Consider the following 21,166-nt stretch of genomic DNA (forward strand, 5'->3'; position numbering starts at 1 on the left):
CTTTTTCAGGAGACATCATGAACAACGCCAACAACACCTCGCTCGAGCAGTATGAAGTCTGGTTCCTGACCGGCAGCCAGCACCTTTACGGCGAGGACGTTCTGAAGCAGGTCGCAGCGCAGTCGCAGGAGATCGCCAACCAGCTCAACGCCTCATCCTCCGTTCCGGTCAAGGTGGTCTGGAAGCCCGTCCTGACCGACTCGGACGCCATCCGGCGCACCGCGCTGGAAGCCAACTCCGCCGATCAGGTCATCGGCGTCACCGCCTGGATGCACACGTTCTCGCCAGCCAAGATGTGGATCCAGGGCCTGGACCTGCTCCGCAAACCGCTTCTGCACCTGCACACCCAGGCCAACGTCGAACTGCCCTGGGCGGACATCGACTTTGACTTCATGAATCTGAACCAGGCCGCCCACGGCGACCGGGAATTCGGCTACATCCAGTCCCGCCTCGGCATCCCGCGCAAGACTGTTGTGGGCCACGTGTCCAACCCCGAGGTCACCCGCCAGGTGGGTGTCTGGCAGCGCGCTTCCGCAGGCTGGGCCGCCGTCCGGACCCTGAAACTGACCCGTTTTGGTGACAACATGCGCAACGTCGCGGTCACCGAGGGCGACAAGACCGAAGCCGAACTCCGCTTCGGTGTGTCGGTTAACACCTGGTCAGTTAACGAACTTGCCGACGCCGTGCATGGCGCTTCCGACTCCGACGTCGACAAGCTCGTCGCCGAATACGAGGACCTGTACGAGGTGGCCGAGGAACTGAAGGCCGGCGGTGCGCGCCACGAGTCGCTGCGCTACAGTGCACGGATCGAGCTCGGCCTGCGCAGCTTCCTGGAAGCCAATGGTTCCGCCGCGTTCACCACCTCCTTCGAGGATCTCGGCGAGCTTCGGCAGCTCCCGGGCATGGCAGTGCAGAGGCTTATGGCTGACGGTTACGGCTTTGGTGCCGAGGGCGACTGGAAGACAGCCATCCTGGTCCGCGCGGCCAAAGTCATGGGTGCTGGGCTGCCCGGCGGTGCCTCGCTCATGGAGGACTACACGTATCACCTCACGCCCGGCCAGGAAAAGATCCTCGGAGCACACATGCTCGAGGTCTGCCCGTCGTTGACCGCCACCAAGCCGCGCGTCGAGATCCACCCGCTGGGCATCGGCGGCAAGGAAGATCCCGTCCGTATGGTCTTTGACACCGACGCCGGCCCCGGAGTTGTGGTGGCCCTGTCCGACATGCGCGACCGCTTCCGCCTGGTTGCCAACGCCGTGGACGTCGTGGACCTCGACGAGCCCCTGCCCAACCTCCCGGTTGCCAGGGCGCTGTGGTCGCCCAAGCCGGACTTCGCCACGTCTGCTGCCGCCTGGCTCACCGCCGGCGCGGCGCACCACACGGTGCTTTCCACCGCCGTCGGGATGGATGTGTTCGAGGACTTCGCTGAGATTGCCCAGACGGAACTGCTGACCATCGACGAAAACACCACCATCAAACAGTTTAAGAAAGAACTGAACTGGAACGCCGCCTACTACAAGCTGGCCGGTGGGCTCTAAGAGCTGACTGTATTCTTTGGAAACGGAGCGGGGCGCGGTGGACACCCACCACGCCCCGCTCCTGTTTAAGTCCGGTCGCTTGCCCTATCCTGAAGCTCTGAACAGATCCTGAACGCCTAACTGGGGGAGAGCGTGCAATGGGACCTTTAGAACCGACTGACACCACCACTGAGCGCCGAAATGTGGTGGACGCTCCGTTGGCTGATTTCGAGCAGAAGACGGCCAATGTCCCAAAGGCCAGGCGGAGAAGGTTCCGGATACTTGACGTCGTCGTAGTGGTGGTCCTCGTGGCACTGATTGCCCTGTCCATCACTCCTTGGCCGTCCGCACTCCTTATCCGCAGCGTGTTCGAGGGCGGAGCGAAGTCCACCGTCGAAGAGATGCTTCCGTACGTTCCTGACACTCCCTTGGCAGAAAGAAGGGACGTTTCGTACATGGACGGCGGTACGTTGGACGCCTTTACGCCGGAGAGCGCCGCCAGACCCTTGCCCGCCGTCGTCTGGATCCATGGCGGGGCATGGATCTCAGGGAACAAAACGGATGTGGAGCCCTATCTCCGGATCCTCGCCGCCAAGGGGTACACCACCATCAGCCTCGACTACCCCATAGCCCCGGAAACCACCTACCCTGCTGCAGTGGAGGACCTCAACAGGGCACTCGGATACATCACGGAGCACGCTGCCGAGCTCAAAGTGGATCCGAACAAGATTGTGCTCGCCGGAGATTCCGCCGGGGGGCAACTGGCCAGCCAGCTCACCACGCTCACCGTCAACCCCGCCTATGCCAACCTGCTGGGTATCAAGCCAGCGCTGGACAAGAAGCAGCTGGCCGCCACCATCCTGCACTGCGGCGTTTATGACCTTCAGGCCATGGCGGATCTCAACGGCATTGCAGCCTGGGGCTTCAAAGTATCGCTCTGGGGATACACGGGCACCAAGGACTGGTCGGACACTTATGCGGGCAGCACCATGTCAACGGTGGAGTTCGTCACCAATGATTTCCCACCCACGTTCATCAGCGGCGGGAACGGCGATGGCCTCACATGGCTTCAATCCATCCCCTACAGCAACCGGCTGAAATCTGCAGGGGTGCCAGTGACAGAGCTGTTCTTTCCTGCCGACCACGAACCGGCGCTTCCGCATGAGTACCAGTTCCACCTGGACTACAAAGCCGCCCAGGATGCGCGGGACCAGACGTTCGATTTCCTGGCCAAGCACACCCGACCTTAGGCTCACCGCCGCGTCACCGTGCCCGCACGCGCCGCGTGGCGGGGTAAGCCATGTTCTGAAAGGCAGCGCGGTGGTCTAGACGCGGTTCTTCGGGCGGGCGTATTCTGATCTCCCATTGTGCAGGTGGGGGTGAAGTATGGACCTCGCGCTAAATCAACGTCGCCGAAGTGTCCTGCGCCCTCTTTTATTTGCCGCCTTCGCTGCCCTCGCCTGGCTGATCTGGGGCGCTGGAACCGCGAACGCCGCCCTGCCGGACCCTGACCTCGTGCCTCAGCTGACGCAGGCCGGCGCCACCACTCTCGAGGATGCCTCCACGGGCGCAGCAGCACTTCCTGCCCCAATCCAACTTCCTACCAGCACGCTGCTTCCGGTGGCAGACGCCGTCATCGGCACAGCGTCCCCGGTGACGGCTCCCGTGGCCGATGCCGTCAGCGGCGCTGTCGCCAACATCACCCCCACCGTCGACGCCGGACTCGCTGACGTGGTGGACGTCGTTGGCTCGGCGGTAGATCCCGTCCAGCCGGTGGTCACGGAAGTTGGGGAAATCGTGGGCGGCTTAGCGGACGTTATCCCGACCGCTCCCTTGCCTGGACCTGACATGGTGCCTCCCGTTTTGCCTGAACCTCTTCCCTCGGTTCCGGGCGTTATTTTGCTGGGTCAAGAGGCTCTAAATGACAGCCAAAGCAGTGAGGTGCCGACCGCTCAGCCCGCTGCCGAAGCGGTTGCCGCAAACGTGCTGACGCCGTCATCCCAGAGTGGCACCTCCGCTACCCAAACCGCGGATGGAACCAGAACAGGGCAAGCGCTTTTGATCCCGCCTGCCTTACACACGCTGGCCGTTATGGGAGACTCCGGTGGATCAGTGCCGGTACCGGAGGCACCTGCCCCCGGAGAACGTCACCTCCAGGCTGCCCTTGCTGCCGGTCCAGGCTCCGCATCTACCGGATCTGCCGGAGGCGGAGCCCAAGCCTGGGCGGACGTGGCAGAGTTCTGGGCAGTTCCCTTGGCATCTCACTTTTCCGGAATGCCCAGCCTCCAGGAGCTTCCGCCCGTCGCCCCACCCTTTGATCCCGGGTCCACCCCCGACTGAACGGGTTAACTCTGCCCATTTCCAGGCAGACGAAGACCCCTGACGCTGTCAGCGTCCGGAGTGAAACTTCAGTCAGGAGAATCTCATGTCTGTTTGCACCCAACTGGACTGCGCCCGGGCCATAGCCCGGGAGCGATCCTCCACCAGAGGGCGGATCGGTTGGTGGCCGCATGCGGTGCGGGGCGCCGTCGGCAACTGGCCGGACCCTTTGGTCCCGACCGACTAGCTTCCAGTAGTTAGTCGGCTTCGACACGGGGTGTCTGGCCGGGCGGGTCAGTCCGGTCAGACACCCGGTACAAGGCCTGGAGAAGCAATCGGATCAAAAGCCGACTGGTAGCCCAACCGATGATCGACCCGCTGCCAAGACCGGTTGGCCTCTCTCTATTCGGCGCCTGCTGTCGCCGCGCTGCTGGGGGGCGCGGCGGCGGCTTCAATCCTGATGAGGAATTCCCAGGGCTGATACCCCTGACCCTTGACGAATCACGCTCAACCTTCAACAATGTTCTATAACGTTGTAGAAACTAGAGCGAGGATCCTTCCCTTGAGCAATACGGGCAATACTGAAACAGCCACGGCACAGGTCACCATCGACCCCGCCTTCACCGTCGGGCCGGTCCGCAGGAGGACTTTCGGCTCCTTTGTGGAGCACCTGGGCCGCTGTGTATATACGGGCATCTTTGAGCCCGGCCATCCCTCCGCGGACGAGGACGGCTTCCGCACCGACGTCCTGGAGCTCACGCGCGAGCTCGGAGTTTCCACCATCCGCTACCCGGGCGGAAACTTCGTCTCGGGGTACCGCTGGGAAGACGGCGTGGGGCCGGTGGAAAAGCGTCCGGTCCGTCTGGACCTGGCCTGGCACTCAACTGACCCGAACCATGTGGGCGTGGACGAGTTCGCCAAATGGACGGCGAAGGCCGGCGTCGAACCCATGATGGCAGTGAACCTGGGAACCCGTGGCACCCAGGAGGCGCTGGACCTTCTCGAATACTGCAATATCGACGGCGGAACAGCCTACTCGGACCAGCGCAGGGCCAACGGCGCGGAGACCGGCTATGGCATCAAGATGTGGTGCCTGGGCAACGAAATGGACGGCCCCTGGCAGATCGGCCACAAGAACGCCTTGGAGTACGGACGCCTTGCTGCCGACACTGCACGCGGCATGCGGATGATCGAACCTGACCTCGAACTGGTGGCATGCGGAAGCTCCTCACCGGGGATGGACAGCTTCGGCGAATGGGAGCGTGTTGTCCTGACGGAGACTTACGACCTGGTGGACCTCGTCTCCGCCCATCAATACTTTGAAGACTTCGGTGACCTGCAGGAGCACCTTGCCGCGGGCCACAAGATGGAACACTTCATCCGCGACACCGTGTCCCACATTGACCACGTGAAGTCAGTAAAGAAGTCCTCCAAGCAGGTGAACATTTCCTTTGACGAGTGGAATGTCTGGCACGGGAGCCGGGCTGAATCCAAGGTCCCGAGCGGCAAGGACTGGCCCGTTGCACCCGTGCTGCTGGAGGACCGGTACACGGTGGCGGACGCCGTCGTCGTCGGTGATCTCCTCATCACCCTGCTCCGGAACACGGACCGTGTACACTCGGCCAGCCTGGCCCAGTTGGTGAACGTTATTGCCCCGATCATGACGGAACCGGGTGGTCGTGCCTGGAAGCAGACCACGTTCCACCCCTTCGCGCTCACATCCCGCCATGCCGCCGGTACCGTGCTGAAGCTTGCCCTGGAATCGCCGTCGCTTAATGCCGGAAAAACCGAGAACTTCGACGCACTCTCCGCGGTGGCCACCTTCGACTCCGAGACGGGCGAGGCAGTGGTGTTCGCCGTCAACCGATCGGTGACGGACGCGCTCACGTTGGACGCCGCTGTGGCCGGACTCGGCAACGTGCGGGTGGTCGAGGCTGTGACCTACTCGAACAAGGAACCGTACTGGCAGGCCACTGCTGACGACTCGACGTCGGTCCTGCCCACCGAAAACACCTCGGCAAAGCTCGACGGCGGGCGGCTCACCGCCGAGCTTCCGGCGGTGTCCTGGAGCATGATCCGCCTTGCCGTGAACGCCTAGGGGCGACTAGGAGTCAGGCCATATTGCCTAGATAAGGGCAGGGTCCAAGTTGATGGGGGAGTCCAGGTCTCGTGTACAGACCAGGACTCCCTCCTCTACGTTAAGACGTGCAGCGTGGATGCTGGTGCGCTGCTCCCGCAGGGCCTCGGCAGGGTCCAGCAGCCCGTTGGCCATCTCGGTGTCCTGCCACTCTGGGTGGGTGAAGTAGAAAATGTAGGCGTGGTCGCCCTGGGTGACAACATCTGCATGCCGGCCGTACGTGGCGTCATCGGCGCCGCTCCCCGGAGCGTCGAGGATGAGTCCGTTGTTGGCCTCCTGCCGCTCCCACGCCAGACCGTCCGCAGAGCGGTGCACCGCCTGGCCGCGCCATTCGTCCACCACCATCCAGTACCACCCTCCCAGCCGGAATACGTTGGGCCCTTCGTGGGCGGGACGGCCAATTACCTGACCTTCAGACCGCCAGCCGGTGAGGCGTGTTGCATCGTTACAGACGGCTGACCATGTGGTGGCACCGTCCACTTCATCCTTGAACCATAGGCGTGGTTGGCCGTCCCCCACCACGGCGAAGGCGGCGTCGATGACGTTCTCTGAGCCGACGTCGATCGTTTCGCTGAAGTCCCACTGCTGGAGGTCATCGCTAGTGAAGTGAACCACGCGGCGTTCTGTCTGTTCAGCCCAGGTTCCGGGTGCTCCAGCACCCCACGTGAGGAACATGTGGTACCTGTCCTCGTGCCAGACAACCTCGGGAGCCCAATGCGTGTTGAGGCCGGGAGAATCCTCGGGATCCAGACCTTCCACTACGCCGCGGTACTCCCAGGAGGATCCACCATCCAAGGAGACTGCGATGCCGATACGGGTGCCCGTAATCCATTCGCATCCTCCGGCCGCAAGTGTTGCCCGGCGTGCGGTGTAAAACATCCACCACTCCTGAGTGTCGCGCTTATGGATGACTGTGGGATCGGCGGCGCCGTCGAATACGGGGCAGCGGAACAGTGGGGATTCAGGGATCATGCCGACGAGTTTACAACGTTGGAGAAACCGAGGGAAGGGACCACTGGACTGGCTGGATTGATGGGGCTATTCTGGCCATCCCAGTTAGCGTTGATGGACCACGAGGGAGACGACGATGTCCGAATCCAACCCTGAATCGGCCGAGGCGATCGACAGCAAAGACATTGCAGAGATCCAAGGAGATGACACTCTGATGGCCGCTGACCGCATGGACCTGATCGCAAACCAGGCTGTCCGCGATGGCGACGAAGAAGAACTGGACCTTGGCCCCGAATCAGACTGACGCGGGCGATGAACGCAGGGTTTAGGGCAGGGACTTGCGAATGGGACGTTCGGACCACGGGGTTTCGTCCTGCCGGATGGAGTATCTCCCGAGACTGGCCTCCGTCCCTTTGTGTACCGGATATGCGCTGCAGAGATCAGGTGTTCGCATCGATAAGGGTGATTCCGTCCCTTCGGAGCGCTTTGAGAGTCGGATCGTTTTCTGGTCGGTCGGTGATGATGCCTGCAATGTCAGTCAGGGGCAGGACTTGGTAGCGGGAGGCGACGCCGATCTTTTCTGCGCTGGCAAGAACGTAGGTATCGGCTGCCCGCCCAGCCAGGGCCCGCTTCATGGCCGCTTCCTCAACGTCCCCCGTGGTCAGCCCCTCCGAGGAGTGCACCCCTGTCACCCCGAGAAGGAATAGGTCAGCGGAGATCGCCCGTGCTGCCTCCACTGCGGCGGCACCGCAGGTCACCGCCGAATGTTTGAACAGACGACCTCCGAGGAGGAAGACGTCGATTCCCGTGAATGGCAGAAGTGCTGCGGCGATAGTAGGGCTGTGCGTGATGATCGTGCACTTGAGGGAAGGCGTTAGTGTCCGAACCACGGCGAGGGTGGTTGTGCCGCCGTCGAGGATGACGGTACTGCCCTGATCGATGAGGCGGGCAGCGCACCGGGCGACCCGATCTTTGCTCTCCGGCTGAACACCTATGCGAGCGGCGTAGGCCGCGGCCGCCGGCGAAACGGGCAGGGCTCCTCCATATACCCGTTGGCACAGCCCTGCGGCGGCAAGTTCTCTGAGATCACGGCGGATGGTGTCATCGGACAGACCTAACTCAGCCGCGACGTCCTTGGCTATCAGCTTTCCATGTTCGGCAAGGCGACTGAGCAGGATTGACTGGCGTTCAGCGGCTAGCATTCATGTTCCTTCCGATTCATGCATGTTGTTGCACTATTCTAATGTGCATGACCAAGTCCATGATGATATTGATTGCTGGCCCTTACCGTTCCGGGACGGGGGATGACCCCGACCTGCTGCGCCGCAACCTTTCCCGCCTTGAACAGGTGGCTTGGCCGATCTTCAAAGCCGGACATTTACCCATGATCGGAGAGTGGGTGGCGCTCCCCGTTCTGGGGAGTGCGGGCGTGGAAAATCTCTCGGATCCGATAGCTGGTCAGGTGATGTACCCGACAGCTGAACGCCTTCTCCAGCGATGTGATGCGGTCCTCAGGCTGGCCGGCGAGTCGCGAGGAGCCGACCAGGACGTTGCGATTGCCCGAGACCGAGGCATACCTGTTTACTACAGCCTGGACGAGATCCCCGGCGCCGTACTGACACAGACGGACGCCATTCAGTGAGACCGAATGGCGGGTATCCTGTTCTTGGACAGCCCGGCGTGGACGTCCCGGACAGCCGTGGCCGTACAGGCTTGGACCGTGCGGGTGTCGGCCTGGATCGCAACCCGGACGTCAGGATCACCGGGGTTGAAGTAACGTCAGACGGGTGGCACGTTCTGCGCCGGACCACCTTCGCTTACCGCCGGCGCGACGGGCGACAGGTCATGGAAGAGCGGGAAACCTACGACCGGGGCAACGGTGCCACAATTCTGGTCTACGATCCTTTTCGGAGAACGGTTCTGTTGACCCGGCAGTTTCGGTTCCCGGCCTACGTCAACGGGCACCGTGACGGCATGCTCATCGAAACGGCCGCGGGCCTTCTTGATGACGATGCCCCCGAAGTTGCGATCCGACGGGAAGCCAGCGAAGAGCTCGGAGTCACGCTGGGGGAATTGCAACATGTTTTCGACCTCTATATGAGCCCCGGTTCCGTCACGGAATCCGTCCATTTCTACGCCGCAGCCTACAGCCCCTCCGACCGGACAACGCCCGGAGGCGGTCTGCAGGAAGAAGGTGAAGACATCGAAGTACTCGAGATTCCCTTCAATGAAGCACTTGCGATGACATCCGATGGCAGGATCGTCGACGGCAAGACCGTCATTCTTCTCCAGTGGGCAGCCATGACCCACCTCTTTGGGAGCAATTCACCCGCCGTAACAGTGCTTTGACCATGACCCTGTTCCTGTCTGTTCTGGCGTCATGGTTTGGGGAGTCGCGGCCGCCATTGGACCGCCAAAATAGTCCTGCCATCGTTGTGATGTCATTGGTGGTGCGTAACTTCAAGGCTGCACTTGAGCTCCTGTTCCGGCAACAAACATCGCGTTTCCGGGCAACCAGCATTAGTGGAGGTCTCCTCAGGACCCCGAAGCATATGGATGAGCTGGAAGCTCACTACGCATCCGCTGCGGATTCCAGAGTTGAAGAGGGGCCCAGTCGGGCATACGCAGGCAATTGGCGTCGGTATTAATCCATTGTTTGGACTTTTTCTCAAACTCACGCATGATTACGGGTATGGGGAGCAAATATTCAGGTCCGGCGGTTTTCACCACTGCAGTCGTAGGCGTGGTGGGCTTTGCCTGGGGGATCAAGCTCTTTTTTGATTCCGTCTGCCTGTTTTCCTGCACTGCCCCACGGTCCCCCGCAGTCGACAGCGCCTTTATGCTAACCGTGTTGTCCTTCTTGCTTCTGGTGTTCACGTGCATCCTTGCTATCTGGGTGATTAAACGAGGCGACGAGGGGTGGGCCCTCGGCGGGCTCTTTGTAGCCGGCCTGCCTGTCATTTTTGGCGCAGTTATCGTCACCTACGTAGTCCTGTCATCGCTTTGACGTCACTCCGTGTTCCAGTGCATTGGTGAGTGAGTGAACATCTTCCTTCCCTGGAGTCCACGAGTAATGGATATTTCTGCAACGATGTAACTGGAAGAGTTGCCGGACGAAGGACCCAGCTATGGCTGTCACTATGAACGACGTCGCGCGAGCAGCCGGCGTCTCCCTCAAAACGGTGTCCAATGTGCTCAATGACTACGAGTTCATCCGGCCCGCCACCAAGCAGAAGGTGCTGGACGCAATCGCCGCGCTGGGCTACGAAGCCAACCTCACGGCACGCAGCCTCCGCTCCGGTAAGACGCGCATGCTGGGGCTGGTGCTCTCCGATCTCTCCTCCCCGTACTACGCCGAGTTGGCCTCCCACCTCATGAAAGTAGCTTCAGCAAGGGGATACCGGGTGCTCGTGGAACAGTCGGCGGCGACTAGGGAGAATGAACTTGCCGCGCTGCAGGGCCAGTTTCGCCAGCTGACCGACGGCCTCCTGTTCACACCCCTGGCGCTGGGGCCCGACGACGTCGCGGCTGCCCAAGGCGACAAGCCTTTGGTGCTGCTGGGGGAGCATATTGCAGACCCCCGCTTTGATCTTGTCACCATGAAGAACACTGAAGCCGCGCAGGCTCTCACCTCCCACCTCCTGGCGTCCGGGCGGCGTCGGGTGGCTGTTCTCGGTGCTGCTCCGGAAGACACCACCGGCAGTTCGGGTTTGCGCATGGTGGGCTACCGCCAGGCCCTCATGGCTGCCGGGCTGGAGTTCGATCCCGACCTGGCTGTGTTGTGCCAGTGGCGGCGGGACGCCGGGGCTTCCGCCGTCCGCCAGCTACTGGACAGCGGAGTCCAGTTTGATGCCGTGTTCGGGCTCAACGACACCGTGGCACTGGGGGCCTTGCATGAGTTACTGATGCAGGGGGTGAAAGTGCCGGAAGAAGTAGCCATTGCTGGCTTTGACGACATTGACGAGGCCCGTTTTGCCTCTCCCTCCCTCACCACGGTGGCCCCGGGCATGGACGAAATCGCAGAGCGCTCCGTAGGGTTGCTGATAGACCGGATTGAAGGAACGGCGCCGGAAGCCGAAGGACTCCAGCTGGAAGCGGGTTTCGAGCTCAGGATCCGGGACTCAGCTCCTTAAGGCTGCGAGGAAGGACAAGGGCAATGGTGGATGTCCAGGTGGAGACCGTCATCAACAGGCCGCAAGACCATGTTGCCGAGTATGCGGGAAACCCCGATAACGCCCCGCAGTGGTATTCCAACATCAAAAGCGTCAAGTGGCAGACACAACCACCCATGGCTGTCGGCTCGAAGCTTGCCTTTAGTGCCCGCTTCCTTGGCCGGACGTTGGACTACGTCTACGAAATCATTGAGCTCCTCCCCGGGCAACGCCTTGTGATGCGCACCGCCCAAGGCCCGTTCCCGATGCAGACCACCTACGCCTGGACTCCCGAGGGGACAACGTCCACCAGAATGGTCCTGCGAAATACCGGCAGCCCCGCCGGATTTTCCAAGCTCGCTGGTGCCGTTATGGCTCCGATGATGCGCCGGGCAATGCGGAAGGACCTCCGGAAACTAAAGGAAGTGCTCGAGTCCAACTGAAAGGAGTGGATCATGATCGCGGCCCTCATCATCGATATGCAGAACGCCTTTTTCGAGAATCCGGACCTGGCAGCCCAGCAGGATGAGTTGGTGGCTGCCTGCAATGACCTCATCGACGTCGTTGAAGAAGCAGGCGGCAAGGTGCTGTTGGTGAAGACTGAGCATGAGCGGGACAAGTCAACATGGACCCTCAGCATGCTCGACGACGACCAGGGCTTCATTTTCCGAGGCACCGGGCAGGCCGATTTCGTGCCGGGACTGAGGACTGAAGACCTGCCCTGCCTGGCAAAGACCAGGGACAGCGCCTTTATGGGCACCGATGTGTTACTTCGCCTGCGGAACTGGGGCGTTGACCAGATCATTCTCGGCGGTGTCTCCACCCACAACTGCATCGCCCAGACGGCAGCTGACGCCTTCGCCAACAATATCCGTGTGGCTTATGCCCGTGAAGCCATCGGTTCTGAGGATCAGGAGGCAGCAGAAGCGGTTTTATCCATCCTGTCCAAGGGCTACCGTCAGGCGGTTCTGACTCCGCCCCAAATCAAGGAACTGCTGAGGAAGAGGCTGACTAACCACGGCTAGATCAGCTCACCGCAACCAGAGACCGAGTAACAAAATCTTACGGGCTCTTCCGTTTCCAGGAGACGCTCTATAACGTTGTAGGAATGTTGTTAGCGCATACGCCTCCCATGGGCTGGAATAGCTGGGATTGCTACGGGACCACGGTCACTGAGGATGAAGTCCTGGCCAACGCGGAGTACATGGCCGCCCATCTGGCCCCCTACGGCTGGGGCACAGTCGTCGTCGATATCCAGTGGTATGAGCCGGCGGCAAAAGCGGGTGGCTACAACGATGGCGCGGCCCTGGTCCTGGACCACGCGGGCCGGCAAATGCCTGCCGTCAACCGCTTCCCCTCAGCGGCGGAGGGAAGGGGATTCGCTCCGCTGGCCGCGAAAATCCATGCCCTTGGCCTCAAGTTCGGCCTCCACATCATGCGGGGCATCCCCCGGCAAGCGGTCCGGGACAAACTGCCTGTAGCCTGCACGGGCTTCACCGCAGACCAGGTGGCAGACCTCGATTCGGTCTGCGACTGGAACACCGACAACTACGGCCTGAACCACTACCATCCCGGCGCCCAGGCCTATTACGATTCCCAGTTGGCGCTTTTCGCAGCCTGGGGTGTGGACTTCATCAAAGCCGATGACATGGTGGGTCCCTACCTGGCGGCAGAGATCCGGTCCTACCAGCAGGCCATCCGGAATTCGGGCCGGGAGATGATCCTCAGCCTTTCGCCGGGCCGCGCCCTGTCCCTGGCGCACCTTGAGCACCTCCGTGAAAACTCGCAGATGTGGCGTGTTTCCGACGATCTCTGGGACAACTGGGACGACGTCGAGGCGCAGTTTGGGCGCATGGCACGTTGGGCGCCCCATCAGAGAGCAGGAGCGTGGGCCGACGCCGACATGCTGCCGGTAGGCCGGATCGCCTTGCGTGCCGAACGCGGCCCCGAAAGGGTCACCAGGCTCACGCTGGACGAACAGCGCACCATGATGACGCTCTGGTGCATGTCCCGCTCGCCCCTGATGCTGGGTTGCGACCTTCCAAGCTCCCCGCCGGAAACGCTCGGTCTGCTGACCAACCGGGATGCGCTTGAAATCCTGAAGGCCAGCACCGGAAACCGTGAGCTCCTCCGCGAGGGGAACCTGGTGATCTGGGCAGCGGAAAGCACGACGTCGGAGGACCGGTTTGGTGCTGTCTTCAATACCGGGACTGAGGTGCTTCGCCGGGACATCCCACTCCGGGATCTCGGCCTCGGCGAGACGGCTGAATGGGAGCATTGGGCAGCGCTCGAGTCGTGGACCCAGGAGAAACTGGAAGTGAGCGGGGATGTGCTGAGCTTCGAGATTGCCCCGCACGGAGTGTGTCTCTACCGCTTTACGCCACGCAACCTAGCCTAAGATCGCCCACCCTCGTGGTGGCAACTTCACCCTTCGGGACTGAGCGTCGAGGCTTCCGGTTCCTGCAAGCAGCGACGCATGAGCAAGCAGGGCCACCGCCGATGCCCGTATGTCCGCCGTTACCTCGAGGTCTGCTGGCTCATCGGCAAGGTTCAACGCCACCACCAGCGCGTCGCCATCATTTTCGGCCACGAAGATGAACTGCTCGTTGGTCAACGACCACACAGCGGTGCGGGCCGAGTGGAGCCAGGCATGCCGCCGTCGTACTCCGATCAGCTCCTGGTAGAGCCGATAGGTGGGCCATCCCTCAGGGCTGAGATCAGCAGGCAAGGCAGGGAAGGCAGGCCGCACTGCGTCGTCGCCCCCGGCCCTGTCCTCCTTGATGCCGCGAAAGGCCTGCTCGTCCCCGTAGTAGATCGATGGTGTGCCTCCCACCGTCAGCAGGACCACAAGAGCGAGGGGCAGGAGGGCAGGATCCTGAAGCTTGCTGGCAATGCGCGTGACGTCATGGTTCCCGATGAAGGTCAGCGGTGCAAAACCAGCCATAAACGAGTTGTGCCGTTCCAAGGCCGCGGCGAGTTCGTAGAAGTTGCGGTCGTTGAGCGAGCTCCAGACGGCTTTCCAGAGTTCGTACTGGGTTGCGGAATCCAGGCTGCCGTCACTGACCGCCGCCGCGTAATCGCCGTGGATGTATTCGCCGACGAAATAGGCGTCGGGAAACTCGGCCCGGACTTCGGCCAGGACGCTGGACCAGAACGACGCCCTTACAGCGTACGCAGCATCCAGCCGCCAACCGTCAGCTCCCCGTGCCAGCCAATGCTTCATGACCCCGGCAACGAATCCGGCAACTTCCGGTTCGGCATGATTCAAGGCGACGAGGTGGTGGTGTCCCTCAAAATCCGTGTACTCAGGCTCCATCCCGGGAGTCCAGCCGGAGTCAGGCCACTTGAAGCGGAACCAGGAGGCCTTGGCCCCGGACGGGCCCTGCGACATCGCCTCCTGGAAGGGTGGGAAACTCCGGCCGGTGTGGTTGAAGACGCCGTCCAAAAGCACACGGAGGCCCCGGGAGTGCGCTTCTCGGATCAGCTCGTCAAAGTCGGCGTCGTCACCTAGACGGGGGTCCATGCGGAAGTAGTCAGTGGTGTCATAGCCATGCGTTTCCGAGGCGAACACCGGGCCCAGCGCGATGCCCGAAGCGCCCAGTTCTACGGCGTAGTCCAGCCAGGAGATGAGCTGAGGGAGCCGATGAACCACAGGCGCGCCAGGGGGCAAGGCATTTTGCTCAGCACCAACGAATCCAAGCGGGTAGACCTGCCACCACACTGCGTGCTGCACCCAATCCGGTTCGGGCAAGGCATGCTCCTTTGCTGGAGGGGAACGTACCCGGGCCATTCTGCCAGTGAGCCGAAATCTTTCCGAAACCTGGCGGGCTTACTCTGGTCACAAGCTGAAGGGATTACGGATGCATCTTTTACCCCGTGAGCAGGAAAAGCTCATGATCGTGGTGGCGGCTGACCTTGCACGGCGCCGTCAGGCCCGTGGGCTCAAGCTCAATTTCCCGGAGGCCGTGGCCATCATCAGCTACGAGTTGATCGAGGGCGCCCGGGACGGCCGGACAGTGGCCGAATTGATGAGTTACGGGACCACGCTGCTCACCCGCGAGGACGTCATGGAAGGCATCCCGGAGATGATCCATGACGTGCAGATCGAAGCTACCTTCCCGGACGGCACCAAACTGGTGACCGTCCACGATCCTATCCGCTAGGGGCAACAGATGATCCCAGGAGAATACGTCCTCCGGCCTGAACCGGTGGTGGTGAATGCCGGACGGGACGCGATCGACGTCGTCGTACTGAACACCGGCGACCGTCCCGTCCAGGTGGGCTCCCACTACCACTTTGCCGAGGCGAACAGTGCACTCGAGTTCGATCGCCAGGCGGCCCACGGACGGCGCCTGGACATTCCCGCCGGCACGGCTGCACGGTTCGAACCAGGCGACCGCCGGACTGTCCGGCTGATCGAGCTCGCAGGGCGCCGCGAGGTTTTCGGACTCAGCAACGCGGTTAACGGAACGCTCGACGCCGGCGGGCCAGCATCCGCTGCGAGAGCATCCACTGCTGGGGGAGCCGCGTGAGTTTTGAACTGTCCCGCAAGCAGTACTCGGACCTCTACGGGCCCACGACGGGCGACGCCATCCGCCTCGCAGACACAGAGCTGTTCCTGGAGATCGAGAATGACCTCACCCGCTACGGCGAGGAAGTGGTGTTCGGGGGCGGCAAGGTGATCCGGGACGGCATGGGCCAGAACGGCCAGCTCACCCGTGACGATATTGGTTCCGGCGGCGGTGTGCCGGACACCGTTATCACCAACGCGATCGTGCTGGACTACACCGGCATCTACAAGGCGGATATAGCCCTCCGGGACGGCCACATCTTCAAAATCGGTAAAGCCGGAAACCCCCAGATCACGGACGGCGTGGACATCGTCATCGGAGCGAGCACCGAGATCATCGCCGGCGAACGGAAAATCCTCACGGCCGGCGGCGTTGATTCGCACATCCACTTCATCTCCCCTGAACAGGTGCCCACGGCGCTGTGCAGCGGAGTGACCACCATGCTGGGCGGCGGAACCGGCCCGGCCGAAGGCACCAAAGCGACCACCGTAACGCCCGGCAAATGGCACATCCAGCGGATGCTCCAGGCCGCCGAGGGCCTTCCCATCAACATCGGACTTCTCGGAAAGGGACACGCGTCCGCGGTCGAACCCCTCGCTGAGCAGATCAGGGCCGGAGCGATCGGCCTCAAGGTGCATGAGGACTGGGGATCCACCACCTCCTCGATCGATACTTCCCTCAAAGTCGCCGACGAATACGACATCCAGGTGGCCATCCACACAGACACTCTCAACGAGTGCGGCTTCGTAGAGGACACCATCAGGGCAATCGACGGCCGCGTCATCCATACCTTCCACACGGAAGGCGCCGGGGGAGGGCACGCGCCGGACATTATCAAGATCGCCGGCCTCCCGAATGTGCTGCCCGCGTCCACCAACCCGACCCTGCCGTACACGCGCAACACCATCGAAGAGCACCTGGACATGCTGATGGTCTGCCACCACCTCAACCCGGACATTCCCGAGGACGTGGCCTTCGCTGATTCACGCATCCGTGCGGAAACCATCGCAGCGGAGGACGTGCTCCAGGACATGGGCATCTTTGCCATCACCTCCTCGGATTCGCAGGCCATGGGACGGGTGGGCGAGGTCATCACCCGCACCTGGCAGGTGGCCGACAAGATGAAGAAGCAGCGGGGAGTTTTGGAGGACCCCCAGAGGGACAACACTGGCGGTGTCCACGGTTCCGCCCGCAGCGACAACTTCCGCCTGAAGAGGTACGTGGCAAAATACACGATCAACCCCGCCATCGCGCACGGCATGGCGGACTCGATCGGATCCGTGGAGGAAGGAAAATTCGCTGACCTGGTCCTGTGGGATCCGGCATTCTTCGGCGTCAAACCGGAACTTGTGCTCAAGGGCGGGCAGATCGCCTACGCCCTCATGGGGGATGCAAACGCGTCCATCCCCACGCCGCAACCCCGGACCATGCGGCCCATGTTTGCCACCTTCGGCAAAGCGCTGCAGCAGTCCTCCATCACCTTCCTGTCTCAGGCCGCTATCGACGCCGGCGTACCCGAAGAGCTCGGCCTCCAGAAGGTGATCCGTCCCGTATCAGGGATCCGGAACCTCACCAAGGCCGACCTGAAGTACAACGACGCAACGCCGGACATCGAGGTGGACCCGGAGACCTACCAGGTGACGGTAGACGGGGAGAACGTCACGTGCGAACCCTCTGACGTACTGCCCATGGCCCAGCGCTACTTCCTCTTCTAGAACCCCTGGAGCTGACGTGATCATCGAGAAAGTCCTCGGCAACGTGCACGAACTGCCCGGCGGTGCGGCCGAAACCTACGCCGGCCTGCACCAGGAGAAGGTGGTGCTGCCCAGCGCCCAACTGGTTAAGCGCATCCAGAGGGTCACGACAGACCACGGCAAGGAGCTGGGCATCCGGCTGGCGGCCGGCTCCGTGGACCTTCGCGACGGCGACATCCTGCATGTGGCAGAGTCCAACATGATCGTGGTGTCGGTGCTGCCCACGGACGTCCTGGTGATCGCGCCGCGAACCATTTCCGAAATGGGCGTGGTGGCCCATTCCCTAGGAAACCGCCACCTGCAGGCCCAGTTCTTCGACTCCACCTCCGAGTACGGTGCCGAGGTCATGGTGTGCCAGTATGACCACACCGTTGAGGACTACCTCAAACACGTCGGAGTGCCTTATGACCGCCAGGAACGGGTGATGCCGGTGCCTTTCCGCCACGCTGAACACTCGCACTGATTGCATGAAAGCTACTCCCGGCTATCAGCTTGCATTGCAGCAGTTGACTGACTCCGCGTTGCCCACGGGAGCGTTTGCTCATTCATTGGGCTTTGAGACCTATATTGAGCGCGGGCTGGTGCGGGACGAGGCCAGCTTCGGGGTTTGGCTTTCTGCATTTGTGCGGCAGCAGCTTACATTCTCGGACGGCTTGGCCATCCGCCTCGTCTACGAGGATCATCCGGTTAGGGAGCTTGACTCCTTGCTGACTGCCCAGCTGTTGCCACGGCAACTGCGCGAGGCCAGCCTGAAAATGGGCGGTCGGCTGCTCGAGATTGGCGCTGAAGTGTTTCCCTCGCCGGAGCTCGAGGAGTACCGCGGGCTGGTGAGCGGCGGCCGTGCTTCCGGCCATCAGCCGCTGGCATTCGCCGTCGTCGCCCGTTCCCTCGGGGTCCCGTTGAACGAGGCGCTCGCTGCCTACCTTTTTGCTGCCGTCACGTCCCTGACGCAAAACGCCGTCCGTGCGGTGCCCTTGGGCCAGAACGCCGGGCAGCGGCTACTGCGCCAGGCGGCCGACGCCGTTGCTGCCGCCGTTGAGCGGGTGGGACAACTGACGCCGGACGATTTTGGGGCAGTAAGTCCAGGGCTGGAAATTTCGCAGATGCGGCACGAGCGGCAACGCGCACGAATGTTTATGAGTTAGTTGGATTGCACGGCTGGACTGTCAGGAGAGCAAATGTCTGAACCCATCAAGATCGGTATCGGCGGACCCGTAGGAGCCGGCAAAACGCAGCTCGTGGAGCGGCTCACGCGCCATATGAGCGCCGAGATTTCCATGGCGGCCATCACCAACGACATCTACACCATCGAGGACGCCAAGATCCTGGCGGCAAACGGCATCCTTCCGCTGGACCGGATCATCGGCGTCGAGACCGGCGGCTGCCCGCACACCGCCATCCGCGAAGACACCTCAATGAACACGGCAGCGATTGAAGAGCTCAAGGCGAGGCATCCTGACCTGCAGGTGATTTTCGTGGAATCCGGCGGCGACAACCTCTCGGCCACCTTCAGCCCGGAGCTGGTGGACTTCTCCATCTACATCATCGACGTCGCGCAGGGGGAGAAGATCCCGCGCAAAGCCGGGCAGGGCATGATCAAGTCCGACCTCTTCATCATCAACAAGACGGACCTCGCGCCGCACGTCGGCGCAGACCTGACAATCATGGAACGGGACTCCCGCGAATTCCGGGGCACCAAACCGTTCTGCTTCACCAACCTCAAAACGGACGAAGGGCTCGACGCCGTGATCGCCTGGATCCGGCGCGATGTCCTGATGCTCGATCTGGCGTCATGAGCACGACGGCGGTTGGGCTGGGTTCGAGTGTTCTCTCACCGCCGGCGGCTGATCAGCCCGAGAGGGGCCGTCTTGAACTAGTCGTCACTGACCGCAACGGACGGTCCATCGCCTCACGGCAGTTTCACGAGGGCGCTTTGAGGGTCTTGCGGCCGCATTACTTGGATGACAGCGGGCAGGTGTGTTTTGTTCTTGTGAATCCTGGTGGGGCTTACCTTGGGGCCGATCTTTATGTCATGGAGGTGGAGGTGGAGGATGCGGCCCGCCTGCTTCTGACCACGCAGTCCGCGACGAAGATCTACCGGACACCGGGATCGTTTGCTGAGCAACGGATGCGGTTGGTGCTGGGGGAAGGGGCACAGCTGGAGTTGGCTCCGGACCAGTTGATTGCCTACCGCGAGGCCAGCTACCGCCAAAACACCCGCGTAACCGTACGGCCAACATCAAGCCTGATCATGGCCGAAGTTGTCACGCCGGGATGGTCCCCGGACGGGACGGCGTTCCGGTATGAGGAGGTGCGCCTGCGAACCGAGATTACGGTAGATGCAGGGGAAGCTCGGCAGCTGCTGGCGCTGGACAACCTTCTGATCGTGCCCTCGGATGATGACGTGACCGGAACGGGGTTTATGGAGGGCTACAGTCACGTGGGTTCGCTGCTGGTGGTGGACCGGAGAGTGGATCAGGCGCTCGCGGACGAACTGCATGAGCTGACCAGGACGCACGAGGCGTACACAGGCGTTTCGCTGACGGCCAGCGTAGCCGGAACAACCGGGCTGGTGCTGCGCTCGCTGTCCGACAGCACCGAGGAACTCCAGCGCCTGCTGCAATCGTGTACTACCCTGCTGCGCAGACGTTGGTACGGGCAGCCTCCCCTGGACCTCAGGAAATACTGATGATCGGGCCAGCCGAAGCCCGGCAGCTTTACCGCGACCGTGAGCAGTTGCCGCTGCGTACGCGGCTGGCCTGCACATTGGGTGCGGTGGCTGCGCTCCATGCGGCCGCCGTCGTGCTCCTCTTGCTGGGGGCCGCGGAAGCGCTGGCGATTGGCCTGGTCATCACTGCCTATCTTGCCGGCATCAAGCACAGCTACGACTGGGACCATCTGGCCGCTATCGACAACTCCACCCGCAAATTCGTGGCCCAAAACCAGGATCCGGTGAGTGTGGGCTTCGCTTTCAGCTTGGGCCACAGTTCCGTCGTGATGCTGGCAGGGGTATTGCTGGTGGGTGGTGCGTCCGTGATGGGCCAGTTCTTAACCGGAGGCACTGGCGAAAATCTGGTGCTCGGGCTCATCGGCAGCGGAGTTTCGGGGATTTTCCTGCTGTTGATGGGCGCGTTCAACGGCTCGGCATTTGTCGCAGCTACGCGTTCTTACCTCAAGGCCCGTTCGGGATTGACCGTCACGGCACAGGAGTTGGAGGCCAAGGGTCTGGTGGCCCGGCTGCTGGCCAAACCGCTCTCACGGGTGAAACGGCCGCGGAATGTTTATGTGATCGGCTTCCTGTTCGGATTGGGCTTCGACACCGCCACCACCATTGCGCTGCTGATGATGGCCGTTTCCGCCTCCGTTGCAGGTGTTTCCCCGTTGGCCCTGCTGGCGCTGCCACTGGCGTTCACGGCAGCGATGACGTTCTGCGACACGATCAACGGGGCGGCCATGATGCGCATGTACCGCTCTGCGATCCGCCGTCCCCTGCAGAAGCTGGGATTCAACGCAGTGATCACCGGCATCTCTGCTGCGTCCGCCCTTTTCATCGCGGCGATAACGTTGGGCGGTTTCTTCAATGCCGCCTTCGGATGGGAAGATCCGCTCACCAGATGGCTGGGGTCAGTAGATCTTGGCGACGCCGGCCTGTTGCTGATTACCATCTTGCTGGGGGTGTGGGCGGTGGCGGCGCTGCATGCTCGCTTGAAGGCCCAAAACCAGCAGGATGAAGGCGTTGGTTGGGCAAGGGGCCGGGACTAAGGTT

At 62.1% G+C, this 21,166-nt stretch carries 23 protein-coding genes; 20 read left to right on the top strand and 3 right to left on the bottom strand.

The window, feature by feature from the left end; genetic code table 11:
• Positions 1–17: 17 nt before the first annotated feature.
• From araA to arfA, 4 genes are all read left to right on the top strand, one after another.
• On the top strand, positions 18–1,538 hold the full coding sequence (araA, locus tag M1D88_RS01850) for an L-arabinose isomerase (RefSeq protein ID WP_458112927.1): 1,521 nt from the start codon (positions 18–20) through the stop codon (positions 1,536–1,538).
• 137 nt (positions 1,539–1,675) lie between these two features.
• Positions 1,676–2,767, top strand: a complete 1,092-nt coding sequence (locus tag M1D88_RS01855) for an alpha/beta hydrolase (protein WP_458112928.1) — start codon at positions 1,676–1,678, stop codon at positions 2,765–2,767.
• Between the two features lie 136 nt (positions 2,768–2,903).
• Entirely contained in the window at positions 2,904–3,857 is a 954-nt protein-coding gene (locus M1D88_RS01860; RefSeq protein ID WP_458112929.1) for a hypothetical protein, read from the top strand.
• A gap of 541 nt (positions 3,858–4,398) precedes the next feature.
• On the top strand, positions 4,399–5,934 hold the full coding sequence (gene arfA / locus M1D88_RS01865; protein ID WP_458112930.1) for an arabinosylfuranosidase ArfA: 1,536 nt from the start codon (positions 4,399–4,401) through the stop codon (positions 5,932–5,934).
• A gap of 27 nt (positions 5,935–5,961) precedes the next feature.
• On the opposite strand, the gene M1D88_RS01870 is transcribed toward arfA, so the two are convergent.
• Positions 5,962–6,945 carry a family 43 glycosylhydrolase gene (locus M1D88_RS01870; protein ID WP_458112931.1) on the bottom strand — a complete coding sequence of 328 codons (984 nt, stop codon included), beginning with the start codon at positions 6,943–6,945 and terminating at the stop codon, positions 5,962–5,964.
• Positions 6,946–7,060: 115 nt separating this feature from the next.
• Here M1D88_RS01870 and M1D88_RS01875 point away from each other — a divergent pair, with 115 nt between their 5' ends.
• Positions 7,061–7,228 carry a hypothetical protein gene (locus M1D88_RS01875; RefSeq protein ID WP_458112932.1) on the top strand — a complete coding sequence of 56 codons (168 nt, stop codon included), beginning with the start codon at positions 7,061–7,063 and terminating at the stop codon, positions 7,226–7,228.
• Between the two features lie 136 nt (positions 7,229–7,364).
• On the opposite strand, the gene M1D88_RS01880 is transcribed toward M1D88_RS01875, so the two are convergent.
• Entirely contained in the window at positions 7,365–8,126 is a 762-nt protein-coding gene (locus tag M1D88_RS01880; protein WP_458112933.1) for a DeoR/GlpR family DNA-binding transcription regulator, read from the bottom strand.
• A gap of 59 nt (positions 8,127–8,185) precedes the next feature.
• Here M1D88_RS01880 and M1D88_RS01885 point away from each other — a divergent pair, with 59 nt between their 5' ends.
• From M1D88_RS01885 to M1D88_RS01915, 7 genes are all read left to right on the top strand, one after another.
• On the top strand, positions 8,186–8,566 hold the full coding sequence (locus M1D88_RS01885; RefSeq protein WP_458112934.1) for a DUF4406 domain-containing protein: 381 nt from the start codon (positions 8,186–8,188) through the stop codon (positions 8,564–8,566).
• Positions 8,563–9,273, top strand: coding sequence for an NUDIX domain-containing protein (locus M1D88_RS01890; protein WP_458112935.1), 711 nt, complete (start codon positions 8,563–8,565; stop codon positions 9,271–9,273). The genes M1D88_RS01885 and M1D88_RS01890 overlap by 4 nt, the downstream gene beginning before the upstream one ends.
• Before the next feature lie 343 nt (positions 9,274–9,616).
• The gene (locus tag M1D88_RS01895; protein WP_458112936.1) at positions 9,617–9,931 is read left to right on the top strand and encodes a hypothetical protein; all 315 of its coding nucleotides are present in this window, start codon (positions 9,617–9,619) and stop codon (positions 9,929–9,931) included.
• Positions 9,932–10,052: 121 nt separating this feature from the next.
• The gene (locus M1D88_RS01900) at positions 10,053–11,057 is read left to right on the top strand and encodes a LacI family DNA-binding transcriptional regulator (RefSeq protein WP_458112937.1); all 1,005 of its coding nucleotides are present in this window, start codon (positions 10,053–10,055) and stop codon (positions 11,055–11,057) included.
• A 23-nt stretch (positions 11,058–11,080) separates the two neighbouring features.
• Positions 11,081–11,518, top strand: coding sequence for an SRPBCC family protein (locus tag M1D88_RS01905; protein ID WP_458112938.1), 438 nt, complete (start codon positions 11,081–11,083; stop codon positions 11,516–11,518).
• 12 nt (positions 11,519–11,530) lie between these two features.
• A complete protein-coding gene (locus M1D88_RS01910; protein WP_458112939.1) occupies positions 11,531–12,100 on the top strand; it encodes a cysteine hydrolase family protein in 570 nt (189 codons plus the stop codon).
• 107 nt (positions 12,101–12,207) lie between these two features.
• Complete coding sequence (locus M1D88_RS01915; protein WP_458112940.1) at positions 12,208–13,473, top strand: alpha-galactosidase; 1,266 nt, start codon at positions 12,208–12,210, stop codon at positions 13,471–13,473.
• Here the strand turns inward: M1D88_RS01915 and M1D88_RS01920 are convergent.
• Complete coding sequence (locus M1D88_RS01920; protein WP_458112941.1) at positions 13,465–14,826, bottom strand: alpha-amylase family protein; 1,362 nt, start codon at positions 14,824–14,826, stop codon at positions 13,465–13,467. The genes M1D88_RS01915 and M1D88_RS01920 overlap by 9 nt on opposite strands.
• A 109-nt stretch (positions 14,827–14,935) precedes the next feature.
• On the opposite strand from M1D88_RS01920, the gene M1D88_RS01925 reads away from it, so the two are divergent.
• Genes M1D88_RS01925 through M1D88_RS01960 form a run of 8 tightly spaced genes read left to right on the top strand, consistent with a single transcriptional unit; the run spans position 14,936 to position 21,162 of the window.
• Positions 14,936–15,238, top strand: coding sequence for an urease subunit gamma (locus M1D88_RS01925; protein ID WP_247043639.1), 303 nt, complete (start codon positions 14,936–14,938; stop codon positions 15,236–15,238).
• Between the two features lie 9 nt (positions 15,239–15,247).
• Positions 15,248–15,607, top strand: a complete 360-nt coding sequence (locus M1D88_RS01930) for an urease subunit beta (protein WP_458112942.1) — start codon at positions 15,248–15,250, stop codon at positions 15,605–15,607.
• Entirely contained in the window at positions 15,604–17,361 is a 1,758-nt protein-coding gene (gene ureC / locus M1D88_RS01935; protein ID WP_458112943.1) for an urease subunit alpha, read from the top strand. The genes M1D88_RS01930 and ureC overlap by 4 nt, the downstream gene beginning before the upstream one ends.
• Before the next feature lie 16 nt (positions 17,362–17,377).
• Positions 17,378–17,863 carry an urease accessory protein UreE gene (gene ureE, locus M1D88_RS01940; protein WP_458112944.1) on the top strand — a complete coding sequence of 162 codons (486 nt, stop codon included), beginning with the start codon at positions 17,378–17,380 and terminating at the stop codon, positions 17,861–17,863.
• 4 nt (positions 17,864–17,867) lie between these two features.
• Positions 17,868–18,545 carry an urease accessory protein UreF gene (locus M1D88_RS01945; protein ID WP_458112945.1) on the top strand — a complete coding sequence of 226 codons (678 nt, stop codon included), beginning with the start codon at positions 17,868–17,870 and terminating at the stop codon, positions 18,543–18,545.
• A 33-nt stretch (positions 18,546–18,578) separates the two neighbouring features.
• Positions 18,579–19,196 (top strand): urease accessory protein UreG, encoded by a 618-nt coding sequence (gene ureG, locus M1D88_RS01950; protein ID WP_458112946.1) that lies wholly within the window; start codon positions 18,579–18,581, stop codon positions 19,194–19,196.
• Complete coding sequence (locus tag M1D88_RS01955; protein ID WP_458112947.1) at positions 19,193–20,089, top strand: urease accessory protein UreD; 897 nt, start codon at positions 19,193–19,195, stop codon at positions 20,087–20,089. The genes ureG and M1D88_RS01955 overlap by 4 nt, the downstream gene beginning before the upstream one ends.
• The gene (locus tag M1D88_RS01960; protein WP_458112948.1) at positions 20,089–21,162 is read left to right on the top strand and encodes a HoxN/HupN/NixA family nickel/cobalt transporter; all 1,074 of its coding nucleotides are present in this window, start codon (positions 20,089–20,091) and stop codon (positions 21,160–21,162) included. The genes M1D88_RS01955 and M1D88_RS01960 overlap by 1 nt, the downstream gene beginning before the upstream one ends.
• Positions 21,163–21,166 lie beyond the last annotated feature (4 nt).

It is taken from the genome of Arthrobacter sp. R1-13 (assembly GCF_054161475.1).

Bases quoted from the DNA above. Each gene is read 5' to 3' on its own strand.
- M1D88_RS01895 (WP_458112936.1), top strand. From the start codon at position 9,617: ATGGGGAGCAAATATTCAGGTCCGGCGGTTTTCACCACTGCAGTCGTA.
- M1D88_RS01925 (WP_247043639.1), top strand. From the start codon at position 14,936: ATGCATCTTTTACCCCGTGAGCAGGAAAAGCTCATGATCGTGGTGGCG.
- M1D88_RS01870 (WP_458112931.1), bottom strand. From the start codon at position 6,945: ATGATCCCTGAATCCCCACTGTTCCGCTGCCCCGTATTCGACGGCGCC.
- M1D88_RS01945 (WP_458112945.1), top strand. From the start codon at position 17,868: ATGAAAGCTACTCCCGGCTATCAGCTTGCATTGCAGCAGTTGACTGAC.
- M1D88_RS01880 (WP_458112933.1), bottom strand. From the start codon at position 8,126: ATGCTAGCCGCTGAACGCCAGTCAATCCTGCTCAGTCGCCTTGCCGAA.
- M1D88_RS01855 (WP_458112928.1), top strand. From the start codon at position 1,676: ATGGGACCTTTAGAACCGACTGACACCACCACTGAGCGCCGAAATGTG.
- araA (WP_458112927.1), top strand. From the start codon at position 18: ATGAACAACGCCAACAACACCTCGCTCGAGCAGTATGAAGTCTGGTTC.
- M1D88_RS01930 (WP_458112942.1), top strand. From the start codon at position 15,248: ATGATCCCAGGAGAATACGTCCTCCGGCCTGAACCGGTGGTGGTGAAT.
- M1D88_RS01910 (WP_458112939.1), top strand. From the start codon at position 11,531: ATGATCGCGGCCCTCATCATCGATATGCAGAACGCCTTTTTCGAGAAT.
- M1D88_RS01875 (WP_458112932.1), top strand. From the start codon at position 7,061: ATGTCCGAATCCAACCCTGAATCGGCCGAGGCGATCGACAGCAAAGAC.
- ureG (WP_458112946.1), top strand. From the start codon at position 18,579: ATGTCTGAACCCATCAAGATCGGTATCGGCGGACCCGTAGGAGCCGGC.
- M1D88_RS01885 (WP_458112934.1), top strand. From the start codon at position 8,186: ATGATGATATTGATTGCTGGCCCTTACCGTTCCGGGACGGGGGATGAC.
- M1D88_RS01900 (WP_458112937.1), top strand. From the start codon at position 10,053: ATGGCTGTCACTATGAACGACGTCGCGCGAGCAGCCGGCGTCTCCCTC.
- M1D88_RS01915 (WP_458112940.1), top strand. From the start codon at position 12,208: ATGGGCTGGAATAGCTGGGATTGCTACGGGACCACGGTCACTGAGGAT.
- M1D88_RS01960 (WP_458112948.1), top strand. From the start codon at position 20,089: ATGATCGGGCCAGCCGAAGCCCGGCAGCTTTACCGCGACCGTGAGCAG.
- M1D88_RS01860 (WP_458112929.1), top strand. From the start codon at position 2,904: ATGGACCTCGCGCTAAATCAACGTCGCCGAAGTGTCCTGCGCCCTCTT.
- M1D88_RS01905 (WP_458112938.1), top strand. From the start codon at position 11,081: ATGGTGGATGTCCAGGTGGAGACCGTCATCAACAGGCCGCAAGACCAT.
- M1D88_RS01955 (WP_458112947.1), top strand. From the start codon at position 19,193: ATGAGCACGACGGCGGTTGGGCTGGGTTCGAGTGTTCTCTCACCGCCG.